At 52.6% G+C, this 16,985-nt stretch carries 15 protein-coding genes; 8 read left to right on the top strand and 7 right to left on the bottom strand.

Going from position 1 to position 16,985, the window contains the following annotated elements; all coding sequences use genetic code 11:
• The first annotated feature begins 3 nt into the window (after positions 1 to 3).
• Positions 4 to 474 carry a MarR family winged helix-turn-helix transcriptional regulator gene (locus tag IE181_RS02220; RefSeq protein WP_191249922.1) on the top strand — a complete coding sequence of 157 codons (471 nt, stop codon included), beginning with the start codon at positions 4 to 6 and terminating at the stop codon, positions 472 to 474.
• Positions 475 to 538: 64 nt separating this feature from the next.
• On the opposite strand, the gene IE181_RS02225 is transcribed toward IE181_RS02220, so the two are convergent.
• On the bottom strand, positions 539 to 1,741 hold the full coding sequence (locus IE181_RS02225) for an acyl-CoA dehydrogenase (protein ID WP_229819091.1): 1,203 nt from the start codon (positions 1,739 to 1,741) through the stop codon (positions 539 to 541).
• A 243-nt stretch (positions 1,742 to 1,984) separates the two neighbouring features.
• Between IE181_RS02225 and IE181_RS02230 the strand changes: the two genes are divergently transcribed.
• From IE181_RS02230 to IE181_RS02260, 7 genes are all read left to right on the top strand, one after another.
• Entirely contained in the window at positions 1,985 to 2,737 is a 753-nt protein-coding gene (locus IE181_RS02230; protein ID WP_191249923.1) for an SDR family NAD(P)-dependent oxidoreductase, read from the top strand.
• A complete protein-coding gene (locus tag IE181_RS02235) occupies positions 2,734 to 3,246 on the top strand; it encodes a MarR family winged helix-turn-helix transcriptional regulator (protein WP_229819093.1) in 513 nt (170 codons plus the stop codon). The genes IE181_RS02230 and IE181_RS02235 overlap by 4 nt, the downstream gene beginning before the upstream one ends.
• On the top strand, positions 3,243 to 4,058 hold the full coding sequence (locus IE181_RS02240; RefSeq protein WP_191249924.1) for an enoyl-CoA hydratase family protein: 816 nt from the start codon (positions 3,243 to 3,245) through the stop codon (positions 4,056 to 4,058). Before IE181_RS02235 ends, IE181_RS02240 begins: the two co-directional genes overlap by 4 nt.
• A gap of 2 nt (positions 4,059 to 4,060) precedes the next feature.
• Complete coding sequence (locus IE181_RS02245; RefSeq protein ID WP_191249925.1) at positions 4,061 to 5,263, top strand: acyl-CoA dehydrogenase family protein; 1,203 nt, start codon at positions 4,061 to 4,063, stop codon at positions 5,261 to 5,263.
• Positions 5,260 to 5,691 carry an acyl-CoA thioesterase gene (locus IE181_RS02250; protein ID WP_191249926.1) on the top strand — a complete coding sequence of 144 codons (432 nt, stop codon included), beginning with the start codon at positions 5,260 to 5,262 and terminating at the stop codon, positions 5,689 to 5,691. The genes IE181_RS02245 and IE181_RS02250 overlap by 4 nt, the downstream gene beginning before the upstream one ends.
• A gap of 12 nt (positions 5,692 to 5,703) precedes the next feature.
• Positions 5,704 to 6,099 (top strand): RidA family protein, encoded by a 396-nt coding sequence (locus tag IE181_RS02255; RefSeq protein ID WP_191249927.1) that lies wholly within the window; start codon positions 5,704 to 5,706, stop codon positions 6,097 to 6,099.
• 121 nt (positions 6,100 to 6,220) lie between these two features.
• The gene (locus tag IE181_RS02260) at positions 6,221 to 8,242 is read left to right on the top strand and encodes a TonB-dependent receptor plug domain-containing protein (RefSeq protein ID WP_191249928.1); all 2,022 of its coding nucleotides are present in this window, start codon (positions 6,221 to 6,223) and stop codon (positions 8,240 to 8,242) included.
• A 55-nt stretch (positions 8,243 to 8,297) separates the two neighbouring features.
• On the opposite strand, the gene IE181_RS02265 is transcribed toward IE181_RS02260, so the two are convergent.
• The 6 genes from IE181_RS02265 to IE181_RS02290 all read right to left on the bottom strand — a co-directional run bounded on the left by IE181_RS02265 (position 8,298) and on the right by IE181_RS02290 (position 16,976).
• Positions 8,298 to 9,290, bottom strand: coding sequence for a dipeptidase (locus IE181_RS02265; RefSeq protein WP_191249929.1), 993 nt, complete (start codon positions 9,288 to 9,290; stop codon positions 8,298 to 8,300).
• A 2-nt stretch (positions 9,291 to 9,292) separates the two neighbouring features.
• On the bottom strand, positions 9,293 to 10,960 hold the full coding sequence (locus IE181_RS02270) for a hydantoinase B/oxoprolinase family protein (RefSeq protein WP_229819095.1): 1,668 nt from the start codon (positions 10,958 to 10,960) through the stop codon (positions 9,293 to 9,295).
• Between the two features lie 2 nt (positions 10,961 to 10,962).
• Positions 10,963 to 13,041: a hydantoinase/oxoprolinase family protein gene (locus IE181_RS02275; protein ID WP_191249930.1), complete on the bottom strand. Its 2,079-nt coding sequence runs from the start codon at positions 13,039 to 13,041 to the stop codon at positions 10,963 to 10,965.
• Between the two features lie 22 nt (positions 13,042 to 13,063).
• Positions 13,064 to 13,399: an AraC family ligand binding domain-containing protein gene (locus IE181_RS02280; protein ID WP_191249931.1), complete on the bottom strand. Its 336-nt coding sequence runs from the start codon at positions 13,397 to 13,399 to the stop codon at positions 13,064 to 13,066.
• A 9-nt stretch (positions 13,400 to 13,408) separates the two neighbouring features.
• Positions 13,409 to 14,719 carry a cytosine permease gene (locus IE181_RS02285; RefSeq protein ID WP_191249932.1) on the bottom strand — a complete coding sequence of 437 codons (1,311 nt, stop codon included), beginning with the start codon at positions 14,717 to 14,719 and terminating at the stop codon, positions 13,409 to 13,411.
• Positions 14,720 to 14,840: 121 nt separating this feature from the next.
• Complete coding sequence (locus IE181_RS02290; protein ID WP_191249933.1) at positions 14,841 to 16,976, bottom strand: TonB-dependent receptor; 2,136 nt, start codon at positions 16,974 to 16,976, stop codon at positions 14,841 to 14,843.
• Positions 16,977 to 16,985: the final 9 nt, after the last annotated feature.

Below are 16,985 nucleotides of genomic sequence, written 5' to 3' on the forward strand. Positions count from 1 at the left end.
AAAATGGCCGATAATCCGCTGATTACTAGTGAGCGTGAAAGAGAAGCCCTGCGGATGTGGCTTGAATTAACCCGTGCTACCAAGTCCCTGGAGGCAAGTATAAGCGCACGCCTGAAAAAGGATTTTGGACAAAGTTTTACCCGGTTTGATGTCTGCTCCCAGCTTTACCGCGCCGTCAGTAAAACACTCTCTGTAACGGACCTGGCCAAAAGGCTATTGGCATCCTCCAGTCATAATATAACCGGTCTTCTGGGCCGTATGGAAAAAGACGGGCTTGTGTCGCGGCAAAGAAACCCCGATGACAAACGCAGTATGTTCATTTCCCTGACGCCAGACGGTATTCAACTTTTTGAAGCAATGGCGAAAGAACACGGCAACTGGGTTCAGGAAAGTTTCAATAACCTCGGCACGGATGAAATGCGATCTGTGCGCAGCGCGTTACAGCAAATGCGTATCAAGCTCGACACCACCTAAACAAAAAGAAAGGGCCAGCATGCCGCCAGCCCTTTGATCAATCATTTTTCAAACCGCAGTGGATTTAACCAAACGCCTGTATACCCGTGATCGCACGTCCTAAAATCAGCGCGTGAACATCATGCGTACCTTCATAGGTATTCACTGCCTCCAGGTTCATGACGTGGCGAATAACATGGAATTCATCAGACACACCGTTACCGCCGTGCATATCCCGTGCAACGCGGGCAATATCAAGAGCCTTACCGCAGTTGTTCCGCTTGATCAGGCTAATCATTTCAGGGGCAAAATTATCATTGTCCATCAGGCGGCCAACCTGCAAAGCAGCTTGTAGCCCGAGGGTGATTTCAGTCATCGCATCTGCCAGCTTTTTCTGAACAAGCTGTGTCGCCGCAAGCGGACGGTTAAACTGTTTGCGGTCCAGTGTATATTGACGGGCAGCATGCACACAGAATTCCGCAGCACCCATGGCACCCCATGCAATACCGTAGCGTGCCCGGTTCAGACAGCCAAACGGTGCTGCAAGCCCCTCGGCATTCGGCAGAAGGTTTTCAGCAGGAACGAAAACATCATCCATCACAATCTCGCCGGTAATGGATGCCCGCAGAGAGAATTTACCCTCAATCTTCGGCGCGGAAAGACCCTTCATTCCCTTGTCCAGAATGAAACCGCGAATGGCGCCGCCGTGTTCTTCCGACTTGGCCCAAACAACAAAAACATCCGCAATCGGACTGTTCGTAATCCACATTTTAGCGCCGTTCAGCAAATAGCCACCATCCACAGGTTTCGCGCGCGTCTCCATTCCAGCGGGGTCTGATCCTGCGTTCGGCTCGGTCAATCCAAAACACCCAACCCATTCGCCAGAAGCAAGCTTGGGCAGATACTTCATACGCTGCTCCTCAGAGCCATACGCATAAATTGGGTGCATAACGAGCGAGCTTTGAACCGAAATTGCAGACCGGTAGCCGCTGTCTACGCGCTCTACTTCCCGTGCAATCAGACCGTACGCAACATAGCTTGTTTCTGCGCAGCCATATTTTTCTGGCAAAGTGGAACCAAGGAAACCCTGCTCGCCTGCTTCATTCATGATCTCACGATGGAAAATTTCGTGACGGTTTGCCTCCAGAACCCGCGGCATCAAACGGTCCTGACAAAAACTATGCGCCGCTTCTTTGATAATCCGCTCATCCTCGGTTATCTGGCTATCCAGAAATAGGGCATCATCCCACTGAAAAGGCACCAAACCTTTTTTATAGTTCATGCTCATCTAAAAATACCTTCCTGCTACACCGTATCCGGTAATTTTCGTCCGGTCAGGCGTCCCTCAATTATGCATAAATGTGTATCAGAATTAGTAAAAAATTCGACGCGACAGCTTAAACAGGATCATTAATCACGCACAAGAAAAATATGCCCGAACACGCGCAATTCCGGGCAGATTATTGACTGAAAAAATTATTTCATATATAAAATAATTCTTCTTCTCGCTACGGAAAGGCAAACCAGTCTGATGCGCTTTACCAACCGTCATGTTGTCATCACCGGCGGCGCAACCGGGATTGGCCGGGCTGTCGCCGCAGCTTTCTTAAAAGAAGGGGCGCAGGTCACAATCGCCAGCCGCAATGAAGAACGATTGCAGGACGCCAAATCCGCACTGGGAGGCAACGTGTCCACTGCCGTTTTAGACGTTACAAAAGAAGATGACGTAACCCAGGTTTTCGCAGACATTGGCCCAGTTGATATTCTTGTCAACAACGCGGGAGCGGCTGGCACGGCCCCTCTTCATAAAACCAGTCTTGATCTGTGGAATCAGATGTTGTCCGTCAATCTGACGGGGGCGTTTCTGTGCACAAGGGCAGTGCTGGACGGCATGAAAAAGCGCAATCAAGGCCGCATCATCACGATTGCCAGCACGTCGGGGCTGAAAGGATATGCCTACACCGCAGCCTACACAGCCTCTAAACACGGGGTGATCGGTATGACACGGTCCCTCGCGCTGGAACTTGCCAACAGTGCAATTACCGCCAACTGTGTCTGCCCAGGCTTCACTGACACTGAAATCGTGGCCGAAGCACTGGACACCATTATTCAAACAACGGGCCGTTCACGCAGTGACGCCCTTGCAGAGCTGGTCAGCCATAATCCGCAAAAACGTCTGATCACACCTGAAGAAGTCGCCTCCGCCGTCTTATGGCTTTCAGAAGACAATAACGGATCAATGAATGGTCACAGCATGGTTGTCGCGGGCGGAGAGGTTATGTGACAGCCCGCACTATCAAGTCAGAAAATAGCATGGATACGCCCCCAGACACCCTGCGATCCAAACAAAGTCTGCGTCTGTGGCTTAAACTGCTTGGGCGTACCAATCTGATTGAGAAAACCCTGCAGGGGCATCTGCGGGACGCCTATCAAACCACACTGCCGCGCTTTGATGTGCTTGCGGAACTATACAGACGTCCTGACGGCGTTACCATGGGTGACCTGTCTGCGATGTTGATGGTATCCAACGGCAATGTAACCGGACTTGCTCGGCGCCTGCAGGAAGACGGACTATTGATCCGCACCCCAAAACCCAGTGACAAGCGGACCATACTGCTGCGCATAACGGATGCAGGAAAATCTGCCTTCGAAGAAATGGCCACAGCGCACGAACAATGGGTCAGCACAATTTTCGCATCCCTGTCTGCGCAAGATATAACCACGCTTATGGCCCTTCTAGACAAAATCAATTCAGATAGCCCCGCGTCCGGGAAAGAGGAGACACACGTATGACATTTGATCCCGCCACTTACTGTCCGGAACATTTCCTATGGTCCTACCGGGATGGCATTGCCACCATCCGTCTGGATCGGCCCGAGCGCAAGAACCCGCTGACTTTTGCATCCTATGCAGAACTTCGGGATACGTTTCGGGCCCTTGTATATGTCAAAGACGTCAAGGTAGTTATCTTTGCCCCGAACGAGGGGAATTTCAGTTCCGGTGGTGACGTTCATGACATTATCGGCCCGCTGGTCCGCATGAACATGACAGAACTGATGGACTTCACCCGCATGACAGGTGATCTCGTCAAGGCCATGCGCGGCTGCCCGCAACCTATCATCGCCGCAGTGGACGGCATCTCGGCCGGCGCGGGCGCCATCATCCCCATGTCCGCCGATATGCGTCTTGGAACGCCGGATGCCAAAACCTATTTCCTTTTCAACCGTGTTGGCCTTGCTGGTTGCGATATGGGCGCTTGCGCGATCCTGCCGCGCATCATTGGTCAGGGACGTGCCACGGAACTGTTGATGACCGGCAGGGGCCTTGGTGCGGAAGAAGGGCTAAACTGGGGATATTTCAACATGGTAGTCAGCAAAGAAACTCTGATGGAAGAAGCAAACAAACTTGCTACCCAAATTGCCGCCGGTCCAACGTTTGCTAACGGTATGACAAAAAACCAGTTGAACATGGAATGGGATATGAGCCTCGACACCGCTATCGAAGCAGAGGCACAGGCACAGGCCATCTGTATGCAGACCAAGGACTTTGAACGTGCTTACAATGCCTTTGTAAATAAGGAAAAGCCCGTTTTTGAAGGAGACTGATTATGGCAGATATGACCTTCCTGAGCTGGCCTTTCTTTGAAGAGCATCACCGAGTGTTATCGGCAAAACTGATCGACTGGTGCGAAACCGATCTGACCAGCTTTCTGGCGACCAACGACCCCCACGCTGACCTTGACGGCAGTTGCAGAACGCTCCTTTCCATGCTTGGGGACGCAGGCTTTACACGCTATGCGGTGCCAAAAGCCTACGGCGGTATCCATGAAACGCTGGATGTACGGTCCCTGTGTCTGATCAGGATGACACTCGCCTACTATTCAGGGCTGGCTGATTTTATGTTTGCCATGCAGGGGCTAGGCTCCGGCACTATCACGCTGAAAGCATCGGACGCAATCAAACAGCGATACCTGCCAGGGGTGGCCGAGGGTCGCTTGTGCGCGGCCTTTGCCCTGACCGAGCCGGAATCAGGATCGGACGTCGCCAAAACTAGGATGACAGCCGACCGGACAGGGGATGCATTCATATTAAACGGGTCCAAGACATTTATCTCTAACGGCGGAATTGCCGACCAGTATGTGGTCTTCGCCCGAACCGGGGAAGGTGACGGTGCACGCGGCCTTTCTGCCTTTGTCGTCGACGCAGATACCCCCGGCCTGAGGGTCACCAAACGCATTGATGTGATTGCACCACATCCCCTGGCAACACTCGAATTCAGCGAATGCCGTGTCCCGGCGACAAATCAGTTGGGTGAAGGCGGTGACGGGTTTAAGGCAGCGATGGCGACGCTGGATATTTTCCGGTCTACCGTTGGTGCCGCAGCGCTCGGCTTTGCTAGGCGCGCACTGGATGAAGCAACACAGCGTACCCGCGACCGGACCTTGTTTGATGCGCCCCTTCATGATCTGCAACTGGTACAGGCAATGCTGGGTGACAGCGCACTTGATGTGGACGCATCCGCCCTCCTGATTTTCCGCGCGGCATGGGCAAAAGACAGTGGCCAGCCTCGGGTAACGCGGGAAGCCGCCATGGCGAAACTGTTTGCAACAGATCAGGCCCAGAAAGTTATTGATCGCAGTGTCCAGATCTTCGGCGGGATGGGCGTTGTCCGCGGCGTGAAAGTCGAAGAATTATACCGTGAGATACGCGCCCTGCGAATTTATGAAGGCGCATCCGAAGTACAGAAAGTTGTCATAGCGCGGGCGCATCTCGACAGCAGTCTCCCAACGGGTGAAAGCGGTAAATCATGACAAAAGTCTATGAAGTTGATCGCCTGATCAGGCACGGCCATACCGACCCGGCGGGGATTGTCTATTACCCCCGCTACTATGAAATGATCAACGAAACAGTAGAAGATTTCTTCCGCGATGTCCTGAACCTTCCATTTGGGCACCTGCATCTGGAACAGAAACGCGGATTTCCATTAGCGCACATGGAAACCGACTTTTTCGCCCCCAGTCGGTGCGATGATATCATACGGTTTTGTCTGACGATTTCACGTCTTGGAAACACTTCGGTCACGTTTGACATCAAGGCAGTTTGCGGTGACGAGGTCCGCCTGCGGGCACGCCCCACGCAGGTATATCTGGACCTGCAAACAATGCAGGCGCTACCCCTAAGTGAGACAATCCGCACCCGCTGCGCCGACTATTTGTCCCCCACCCACGACAAAGAATAAGGAACAAGGATCATGCAAACATTATTGCCCGAAGGATGGCCACGCCCCAAAGGATACTCAAACGGCATCGCCGTGAACGCGGGACGCATGGTATTTGTGGCCGGTGTTGTCGGCTGGGACAAGGATGAACAATTCCGTTCAGAGAATCTGGTCGACCAATTCCGCCAGACCCTTATGAACACAAAAGCCATTATGGCAGAAGGGGGAGCAGGCCCTGAACATATGGTCCGGATGACATGGTATATTACTGACAAGAAAGACTATCTGGCGAACCTGCGAGACATTGGTGCCGCATACCGGGATGTCATGGGCAAAAATTATCCCGCCATGGCCTGTGTAGAAGTCAGTGCCCTGATGGAAGACGCTGCAAAAATAGAGATTGAGACCACCTGCGTCATCGAGCCGTAGTTTTTCGCAGATAATGGCAGGGTTTCTGTCCCGATTTTCGTATCATTTCCACATGGCATGTCCTATGACTGGACACTAACCATTCTAATAATGTGTATGAGTATCGAGAGCGAGGGACTTCGTGAAACAATCAGGCACAAACTGGAGCAAACTTGCCGGTCTATTGCTTGCAGGATCATGTCTGCAAAGCGTGCCTGTTGCCCCCCTTTATGCCAGTGCCGGTTCCCCACCGGTTGCAGAGATATCTGTAACGGCAGAACGGACGCAAGACAGGGCACTGCCAACGACATCCTTTCTGTCAGAAGATGAGATCGCAGTAAAAGCCCCGGCAGTACTGACAGATATTCTACAAGCCGTTCCCGGGATCGGTATTCGGGTAAACTCCCGCGGTGAAGCCGTCTTGCGCTTGCGCGGGTCCGAAGAACGCCAGTCCCAGGTATTTGTAGACGGTGCCCCTATCAGTGTACCGTGGGACGGGCGATCAGATCTTGGGCTACTACCTGCAGATATTGTGCAGTCTGTTGCTATCATTAAATCAACAGCCCCCATAGAATTTGGCACCAATGCCATTTTGGGCGTGGTAGATGTGGCGACCCTGTCACCGGATAGCAATCAGTTAAAAGCACGGGCAGAAATTGGCACCCTTGGCCGGGACCTGTTAAGCAGCAGCATCGCCTACCGTTTCGGAGGCGATACAAAATCAGAGACAGGAACCGGTGTCGTCGCGTCCGTCAGTCGCTATTCGCAGGATGCTGACCCTGTGGCTGACCGGGATGCAGTCCCCTTTGATCCCTTAGCGGAAGACGGCAGAACCAACACCGATATGGCACGTGATAGCTATTATGCCAAACTGATGCACGATGGTGACCGGTTCCATATTCAGGCATCCTTGATGCATATCGAGGCAGAGAAAGCGATCGCCGCCGCGGCTCATTTAAATCCGGAAACAGAAAAGCCGCGTTTCTGGCGCTACCCCGAGTGGTCCATGACCCAGATAACCGGCAACGGGGAATTTTTGCTTGGGGAACGTTTGGATTTATCCGTCACCGCCTGGCAACAATGGTTTGATCAAACTATTCACGCATACGAATCGCTTGAATACGATTCGGTAACAGACATCGAAGAAGGTGATTCTTCAACGCGCGGTGCCCGACTGGTCCTGACACATATCCAAGACAGCTATAGCGCAAGGTTTGTTGCCTCGCTGCAGGACAGTACTTACAAAGAACGTGCAACGACTCCGGCCGAATCAAATACGGGTGATAGGGATACCTACCAACAAAAACTTTCCAGCCTAGGCATAGAAATTGATATTCCGTTTGGCGCGAATGTAAAACTTTCAAGTGCCGTTGCCTATGACCGGGCATCCACCCCATTGACCGGTGGCCGCGACAAACAACCTGCCATGGACGACTGGGCATTCAGCACGTCCCTGTCATGGCAGGTTTCAAACGATTGGTCCTTGTTGGCATCCCTCGGCAAACGTACCCGATTTCCGACCATGAGGGAGCTATACGGCACCGCAATTGGACAGTTCCTCCTGAACCCCGACCTTGGCCCGGAGACTGTATTTTCTGCCGATGTGACCGCCTCCTGGACACCGGAAGGCAGCACAGTGTCCGCGTTTATTACCCCTTGGTATAATTCAATTGATGACACACTCAGCAGACGAAATGTCATAATAGACGGCACTCGTATGCGCCAGCGCTACAACCTGAATGGATCGGAAGGATACGGTATCGAAGCGGGGCTACGCTGGGATCTGACTGCGGCCGTGACGTTTGACAGCCAGTTATTCTGGCAGCATCTGCAAGCAAAGAAGAATGCAGATGGTAGTCGCGACACCCTTTATCAGCGGCCAGAATGGCAAGGTCTGGTCGCCCTGGATTTCGCACCTATGGAAAACCTTACCTTACGGTCAGAACTGAATATGACTGGCAGCTCAAAGGATGAGGGCCTGGACGGCTTGCCAGTATCTCTTGGCTCCTCGGCAGAGATAAACCTGCGGGCGCAGTATCAGGTAACACCCAATCTGATGGTCTATAGCTCGGTTGTTAATCTGACCAATACACTGGTCCTGCCTCAACTGGGGCTGCCACTGCCTGGCCGTGTGGTAAAAGCGGGTATTAGTGTCACGTTGTAGGCGCAACCGCTATATTTTATTTCATACCCGAAACATTATGCCATGAACTGAACTGCTACCATACCTGACGGGCAACCCGCGCCCAGTTTTCACCAAAAATCTTGCGGATATCCGCAGTGCTGTAACCAAGCTTTTCGAGGCTTGTCTGTATTGCGGGCAGACGTTCAGGTTCGATCAGTTTCATACCGCTTGCATAGTCATCGGCATCAGGAAAACGGTCCCGGTTAGCCTGTATCCAGTCGTCCAGTTCCTGCCGGTCAAAAACAAAGTCCAGACCCAAGCCAACATGGTCGGCCCCAATTCGGTCAACTGCGTAATCAAGCGCCCTGATAAAAGCCTCGGTCGAATTATCATTTTTACCCAGGAAAGGCCCCACACCGTTGATGCCCACCACACCGCCCGTTTGCGCACAGGCGTCCAGCACAGCATCAGACACATTACGGGCATGGTCCCACACAGCACGCGGATTGGCGTGCGACAGGATAACCGGCCCGGTTGAGTGCTCCATGATCTGCAGGCTGGATATCTCCCCCACGTGGGAACAGCACGGTATGATGCCAAGGCGATTAATCTCCTGCAGAACATCGCGCCCGAATGGTGTCAGACCTGTATCCTGACCCATACAACCACCTGCCAGCAAATTGTTCTGGTTATAGGCAAACAACATCCAGCGCACACCAAGAGCATGCAAAATCTCCAGCCTTTCCAGCTTACCATCCAGCGCGGCACCGCCTTCCAGATCGAAAAGAACACCAAGTCTGTCCGTTTGAATTGCCAGATCAAGGTCATCCGCCGATTTGATCTGCACATACCTGTCTGCGTTATCTTCAATCCAGCGCCGGAATGTCTCGGCAACCCCCATGATCTGATCCCACGGAGTCATATCCATACCGATATTCAGGGTCACAATGCGGAAGCCCGCCGCCCGGTGGCGGGCGAGCTCTGGCAGGAAGTCTGTGTCACCCGGGCGCAGGGGCATACAGGCATGGTTATCCCATACGATGGCGTTTGGTGCGTTATGGGCGACACCCCCGGTCCCGGTAGTCATAGTTATACCTTCATTCCATACAGGTTCTCCGCCTCATGCGGCGTGATAAACCCATTCTTCAAATCTGCGGCTACTGCTTCGCGCGGGCGCTCAGCCGGATTACCATAGCCGCCGCCTGTTGCGCTGACCAGTCGTACCGTATCCCCTTTACCAAGGGCAAGATTGTTGACCATGGTATGCGCTTCCTCCGTCCCGTCTGCACGGAAGACCGTCACACCGTTTAGCGTCCCTTCAAGACCACCATCTGTGCCCCACGGTCTGGTCGTGGTCCGGCAGGCAGAATAGGTAAGCGCAGCATCATCTGCAGTGATCTTATAGTCCAGCACAACACCTTTACCACCGCGGAACTTCCCGGCACCGCCTTCGCGTTCATCAAAACTGTAGCGCGTTACCTGAAATCCGTACCGACTTTCCGCAAGCTCTACAGGGATATTATATGTCTCGCCGTTACCGCAGCAGAACTGCCCGCTGTCGCCGTCATGGTCTGCTGTGGCACCCCATCCACCGACAAGAGGCTCGCCCATTACAAACAGATCCCCGGTTGCAGGGTGCGTGCCTGAAATGAAGGTTGCCCCAACGGTGCGCTGGTGCCCAACCGGTAAGCGTGACGGCAGGATTGGCTGCAAAGCCTTCCACATGACTTCAATCGCTGCAATCAGTGGTTCATAGTAAATAGATACCGGCGCGGGCGCCTGTGCAGAAATAACCGTGCCGGGCGGACAGATTACCGTCAGCGGACGAAAACTGCCACCATTGGCCGGAATATCCGGATTGGTCATAGCCTTGAGAACCGTCCGCGCCCCTGTTGCAAGCCCGGTATAGGAACAGTTGATCGGCCCCTTGGCCTGATCGCTGGTACCGGTGAAGTCTGCAATCACTTCATCATCCTTGATGGTCACAGAAACTTTCAGCGTAAAAGGCCCGTTACCCAAACCATCTTCCTCGACGATATCTTCTGCCTGCCAGGTACCGTTCGGTAGCTTTGCCAGCTCTAGACGGGTCATGCGTTCCCCGTAATCCAGCAAATCTTCGATCGCATCTGCCATACCGTCTTTGCCATATTTTTTGGCAATTTCCGTGATACGCGCCGCGCCAACACGCGCGGCCGCAATCCCCGCCTGCATATCACCGATTGTACTGTCAGGCAGGCGCACATTGTCCCGGATCAACTGGATCAAACTTTCATTCGCCTTACCGCCGTCATACAGACGCAGGAAAGAAAAGCGTAGCCCTTCCTGATAGATCTCTGTCGAGGTGGTAGAAACAGACCCTGGGAATGTACCGCCCACTTCCATCCAGTGTGCTTTGTTTACCGTGAAAGCAACCAATTCCCCTTCAAAAAATACCGGGAGAATGATCACCACATCTGACAAATGCGTGCCGCCCCCCTCATATGGGTTGTTGGTGATGAAAAGATCGCCTTCTTTCAGCGTCTTGGCCGGATGATGTTCCAGCAGGCTTTGAACCGCCGTATCCAGTGTTGCCAAAAAGGCTGCCACACCGTTCCCCTGCGCGATCAAATTGCCTTTAGTATCGGTCACACCAACGGCAAAGTCTGTTGTCTCATAGATGATCGGGCTCATGGATGTGCGGATCATCGCGCTGAACATCTCATCCCCAATTGCCTGAAGAGCATCCTTGATGATTTCACGTGTGAAAATATCGGTCATGATTATTCCCCTTTACCAGCAGGTTCAGCGTGGATGTGATAATTGCCGTATGCATCAACACAGGCGGTATGCGCCGGTGGCACAACCAGCGTAACGGACGGCTCCTGAATAACCGCAGGACCAGAAAGTTCCATCCCGGTTTCCAGCCGCAAGCCATCATAGATAGTTGCCTCGTGAAGCCCGTGTTCATCAAAATCAACCGACCGAGTGTGCAGGATCACATCCTCAATTTTGGCGCCGGTCACTGGCCGCGCCACCGGATTTGCCTTGGCAACCGGCTTGGACGCCACCAGATGCAGATTTACAATCTCCACCGATAAATCGAGACGGTAGGTAAACTCTCGCTCGTACGTCTCATGGAAGGCAGCAAGCGACCTGAGAGTATCTACGGATCCGTCTGCTGTGTAGGCGACAGGGATTTTAACAGTATGTTCCTGCCCCACATACCGTGCATCCACATACGGCGTAAATATCAAGGAAGTACCGTCAGCTTCGTCTTCGGCAAACTCACTGGTCGCTTCCTGCATCAAGGCAGAGAACCGGTCGGCAATCAATGCCGCATGGTCATCGTCAAACGCCATTGGGGCCGTTCGGATATAATCACGGCGCAGGTCTGTCATCAACATGCCCCATGCAGAGAAAACAGAACTATTCACAGGAACAATCACATGCGGAATATTCAATTCATCCGCCAGTGCAACTGCATGCATCGCCCCGCCACCACCAAAGGCAATCAGCGCAAAATCCCTGGGGTCATAGCCTTTATTGACGGACACTAGGCGCAGGGCATTGACCATATTGGCATTGGCAATCCGGATCACGCCGCGTGCGACTTCCTCCTGCGAGGCGCCCAACCCTTCACACAGTGGTGCAAAGGCATTTTCAAGCGCGGTCCAGTCAGGCTCCAGGTCCCCGCCGACGAAACTTTTCGGATCAATCCGGCCCAGCACAAGGTTGGCATCGGTTGTCGTTGGCTTGTCACCGCCCTGACCATACGCAGCAGGTCCCGGCCGTGCACCCGCACTGTGGGGGCCAACATGCATTTTCCCGCCTGCGTCAAGCCAGGCAATAGAACCGCCACCATTTCCGATTTCCACGATTTCCGAGACAGGCGTCTGGATGGGATACCCCGGCGACTTATGATCTTTTTCAATATAATAATTGGTGCTGACACGTACATGACCATCTTCGATCAGGGTACATTTTGCAGTCGTGCCGCCGATATCAAGAACGATCAGGTTTTTATGTCCGGTAATTTCACCAAGACAGGCCGCCGCGTGGATACCACTGGCCGGTCCACTTTCCACCATGGTAATTGGGTTCTTCTTCGCCGCACTGGCGGTGGAAATACCGCCGTTCGACTGCATCATATAGAGGGAGCCACCAAAGCCCTTGTCAGCGAGCTTGTTTTCCAGACGCTGGATGTAGGTTTCTGCAATCGGATGCACATAGGCAGAAAGCACAGTTGTGTTGGTGCGCTCATATTCGCGCCATTCCCGACTGATCTCATGCGAGGCGATCACAGAAACGTCCGGCCACAGGTTTTTAATCTCGTCGGCGACAGCCTGCTCGTTCGCAGGATTCAGGTAGGCATGCAGAAAACAAATCGCAATTGCCTCCACCCCTTCTTTTTTGAAATAATCGAGTGTTGCCGCAAGCCCGGACAAATCCGCCGGGGTTTCAACCTGCCCCTGATAGCAGGTACGCTCCTGCACTTCGCGGCGCAGATGCCGTTCAACAAACGGAGCGGGCTTCTGGAAGGCCAGGTTGAACAAATCAGGCCGATTGCCGCGGGCGATCTCAAGCACATCGCGGAACCCGGCAGTTGTCAACAGGCCCGTCTTGACCCCCTTACGTTCTGTAAGGGCATTGATGACAACCGTTGAACCATGCGCAAAAAAATCAATCTCAGCCGGATTAATACCAGCCTTCTCCACCGCATTTAAAACACCGTCCTCAAAATTAGGCGGTGTTGTGTGCGCCTTGGCGATTTTAATCTCGCCCGCTTTGCCGGTTTCAGCATCAAAGTCACAATATACCAGGTCGGTAAAAGTACCGCCCACATCGGAGGCTACTCGCATAATTAATCCTCTCTCGCGGCCCCTAGCCGCACAACATGTAATAAACGGTTAAATCGGTCAGGGCTTTTGCCGCGTTGGGCACCCCCGGCGGGATCATCACCAGATCACCGGCTTTCAAAACATAGGTCCTGTCTGGCGTATAAAGTTCCGTGTCTCCAGACAGAATCAGGGAAATCTCTACTTCCTCGCGAGAGACCAGACCTTCCGGTGGCTGGCGTACATCTGCCTTAAAAGATGCAAAACCCGTTTTCAGCGTTGCCTGGTTAACCGGCAGATCAAATGCCTCGGATAACATCATGCCTGATGTTGGGCTTTCCCCGTCTTTCAGGCTTTCCTGCATATGAATAATTTTTACCATCGAAAACTCCTACAACTGGGATGGAACCGCTCGCTGCGAAGACATTAGTTTTGCAAACACAACATAAAGAAGGGCGGACATAAGGATCGCATCTACGGCGGCAATTTTCGTTAATGAAATAGATTGACCGTCCAGCCACAACGTCAGGCCAGTTGCCCCAAGCCAGGCGATAAGGGCTGCAGGTGCAATAGCTGGCGCACGCGCCACAGCATCCTGATACGTGCCGTGCCTGTGCACGATATAATAATCCGCCAAAAACACCCCGCACACTGGCGGCACTGCAATTCCCAGGAACAATAGAAAACTGACAAAATGGTCCATGATACCAAGAAGGGCGCCAAGCGTGCCAACACTGCCGGCAACAAACGGGATCAACCATTCCCGCTTTGTCGTAAATATCTGGGCAAAACCAAGCGAAGTAGAATAAAGATTGGACACATTGGTGGTCCATGTAGCAAAAATCACAATAATCACCGCCGGCACGCCAAGGCCAATTGCCGCCAGATTGCCGACAAAGTCATGGGATCCAATCACAAGGGCAGGCAAACCCGCGACAATCAAAACGGCCTGATACCCAAAACCGTAACTAAGGACCGATGCGGTTGCCGCATCTGATTTCGACCGGGCAAAACGCGCATAATCGGGGCTGATGGTAACACCGACCATAAACCCGCCCACCAGCGCCGACATCGCGGCCCCGATTTTGGCAAGAGGACCAGCACCCGACCCCTGCATCGAGAAAATATCCGGGAGCGAATAATCACTTAAAATAGCGTAGGATGCCCACACCAGAAGAAGAACAAGAACAGGAACCGCCAGCCTGCTGAGTTTATCCATGGCCTTAAAGCCGAAGATCGTGGTGCCGATCATTAATAATCCGCCTAGAACGGAATAAACCCACTGCGGCAAAGAGGCGTCAAACGCAGCCATCGAGGCATGGTAACAGGCATCCGCAAAAAGGCTGACCGTAAAGCCAAACCAGCCTAGAAGCGTCACCCCGATAAAGAATGAAACAAGTTTGGCCCCAATACGGCCAAAGGAAGCGATCAGGATTTGACCTGTTGGCAAATGCGTATTTGCTGCAATTGTCATGGTCAGTCCTGCAATGATCGCCAGGATGATGCCAGCCCCGCCAATTGCCAGAATACCGTCCACGGCACCCAGTGCGGCAAGGGTCTGTGATCCAATCAGGAAAGCAGGCAGCGTAATGGCAATACCAACAATGATAACAGCCATCCGAAGGCCTGATACACGTTCGGACTCTGGTACCGGTTCCCGCGCATGGTTGGTAGAGACAGTATCAAGAAGGTCGGTACTCATTGTGCGGTGTCACCTTTGGCATCAGACAAAAGAAGGGGGTGTGCGGCCCGGATAAACAGAACAAAACGGGCCGCACGAGGTTTGGATATTAAAGCGTCAATACTCTGAACTTTTTAGCTACTTAGAACTTATAAGACGCTTCAATGCCGTACGAACGAGGCTTGTTGACCGCCCGTACAAATCCAATACCAAAGTCTGTGAAGCTGTTTGGCTGACGCTCGTTGGTCAGATTGTCAACGAACAGACCGAACAACCACTGCTCTGAGCGCAGGGAAATTCGTGCGTCGACATAATCCTTGGCCGTAACCTTATAGGCATTGGCAGCATCCATGTAGAATCTGCCCTGCTTGCGGTAATCAACGCGGGCAAGGAAATCATACTCGTCGTTAATCGGCTGGGTGTAACTTGCAGACAGGTTCGCTGTATAGTTCGGAACCGTCGGCGCAGTTGTACCGTCCGCAACGTCCGCATCGACCACACCAATACCACCGCTAAGCTCCAGGCTTTCGGTCAGGGCTGCTGTGATTTCCACTTCCATACCGTCAATATTGGTAGACGGAATGTTTGTGGTGTCACGGAATGGAGGCTCCGCCAGAATGAAGGTGAACTGCTGATCAGAATAATCAATATGGAACAATGCACCATTCAGACGAACCCGGCCATCAGCAAGCGTGCTTTTGAAACCAACTTCATAGTTTTTCGTTGTCTCTGGCAGGGTCAGGTTGCCTGTGGCAAAGAAGCCTGTCCGGAAACCGGTCGCATAGGTCGCATAACCCATCACATCGTCACTGAAATTATATGACAACTGAACCTTCGGCTGGAACTTATTGTCCGTTGCCTTCAGCGTATCAACCAGGTCACCCTCCGGATTTACAAGCTGTACAACCTCTGTAAGGGTGCGGTCAGTGTATGTTGTTGAATTATAGTTATTTTCGTCATAACGACCTGCAACTGTCAGTTCAAGGTCCTCTGTAATGTCATAGTTCAACTGACCATAGAGACCCCACATTTCAGCTTTCCGCACATCCGGACGGTTCAGGAAATAAACGCCTTCCAGATTTTCGCGGTTTGTACCACCTGTCATCATCCCAACACCCAGGACGTTCAGCACAGTACGGTCCAGATAGGACGCACCGAACATCCAGCGTAAGTCCTGATCAGAATTAGACGTCAGACGAATGTCGAATGTTGTTGTCTCAAAATTATCTGCCAGATCCTGAAACGCATCTTCAAACGCATCATCAGGGCCGCCAACCGGGCCAAAGATAGACGCCGTAGGTGGTTTGCCCCAAGAGGCCGTCGCAAACAGGTCCTGTTCGATATCGCTATATCCACCAACAGCTGTCAGCGTACCGAAATCAAGCTGCCAATCCAGCTTGGCAGAGAAATTGATCAACTGACGATTTTCATAACCAATCAGACCACGTTCCGGGGTGCCCCAGTTGTCGTCAAACGTTTCAATCAGATCAGCGCTTGGCAGTTTCTCCTGATAGGCTGCACCAGCTTCAACATCTGTGTATTCACCTTTGACGTCCAGCTCGATATCATCCGACAGATTGAAAAGAAGGCGACCACGCAGCGTTACCTGCTCTTCAAAATCCAGGTCAACACCGTCTGTGCTGTCGATCAGACCATCTGATTTATTATAATAAGCGTTTAGACGGTACAGGACTTTGTCTTCCACAATCGGGCCACTTGCCATGCCGGACAGTTTCAGATCATTGCCTTTGGCGTAACTTGCCTTAACCGCATATTCGCGTTCGTTCGTTGGCTTTTTGGTAACAACATTGATCGCCCCGGCAATCGCGCCCGCACCGTACAGTGCACCTTGCGGGCCTTTCAGCACTTCGATACGCTCGATATCAACCAGTGATCCCTGGTTAATTGCGTCAAGCGAACCGGACTGAACACCGTCCACCACATAGGTGATTGGCGGCCAGCCCTGCTGACCTGTACTGATGCCGCGGATACTGATAAAAGTAACACCCGCCCGGAACGTTTCCCGCATCATGATGTTCGGTGTCATATCAATGAAGTCCTGGACATCATCAATGCCGGCCCGTTCGATTGTGCTTGCACCAAAGGCTGTTACAGAATCCGGAACATCCTGCAGGCTTTCCGCCCGTTTACGGGATGTAACAACAATTTCCTCCAGAACGATGCCAGTATCGTCGGCCTGAACAGGCGGCAATACTGCCAGACTGGCACCCGCCGCCAGACTACTTAATAAAACTCGGGTCAGGTTTCTGTTTTTCACTCTAGGTCT

The organism is Kordiimonas sediminis (genome assembly GCF_014656395.1).
Taxonomy (GTDB): Bacteria; Pseudomonadota; Alphaproteobacteria; order Sphingomonadales; family Kordiimonadaceae; genus Kordiimonas_A; species Kordiimonas_A sediminis.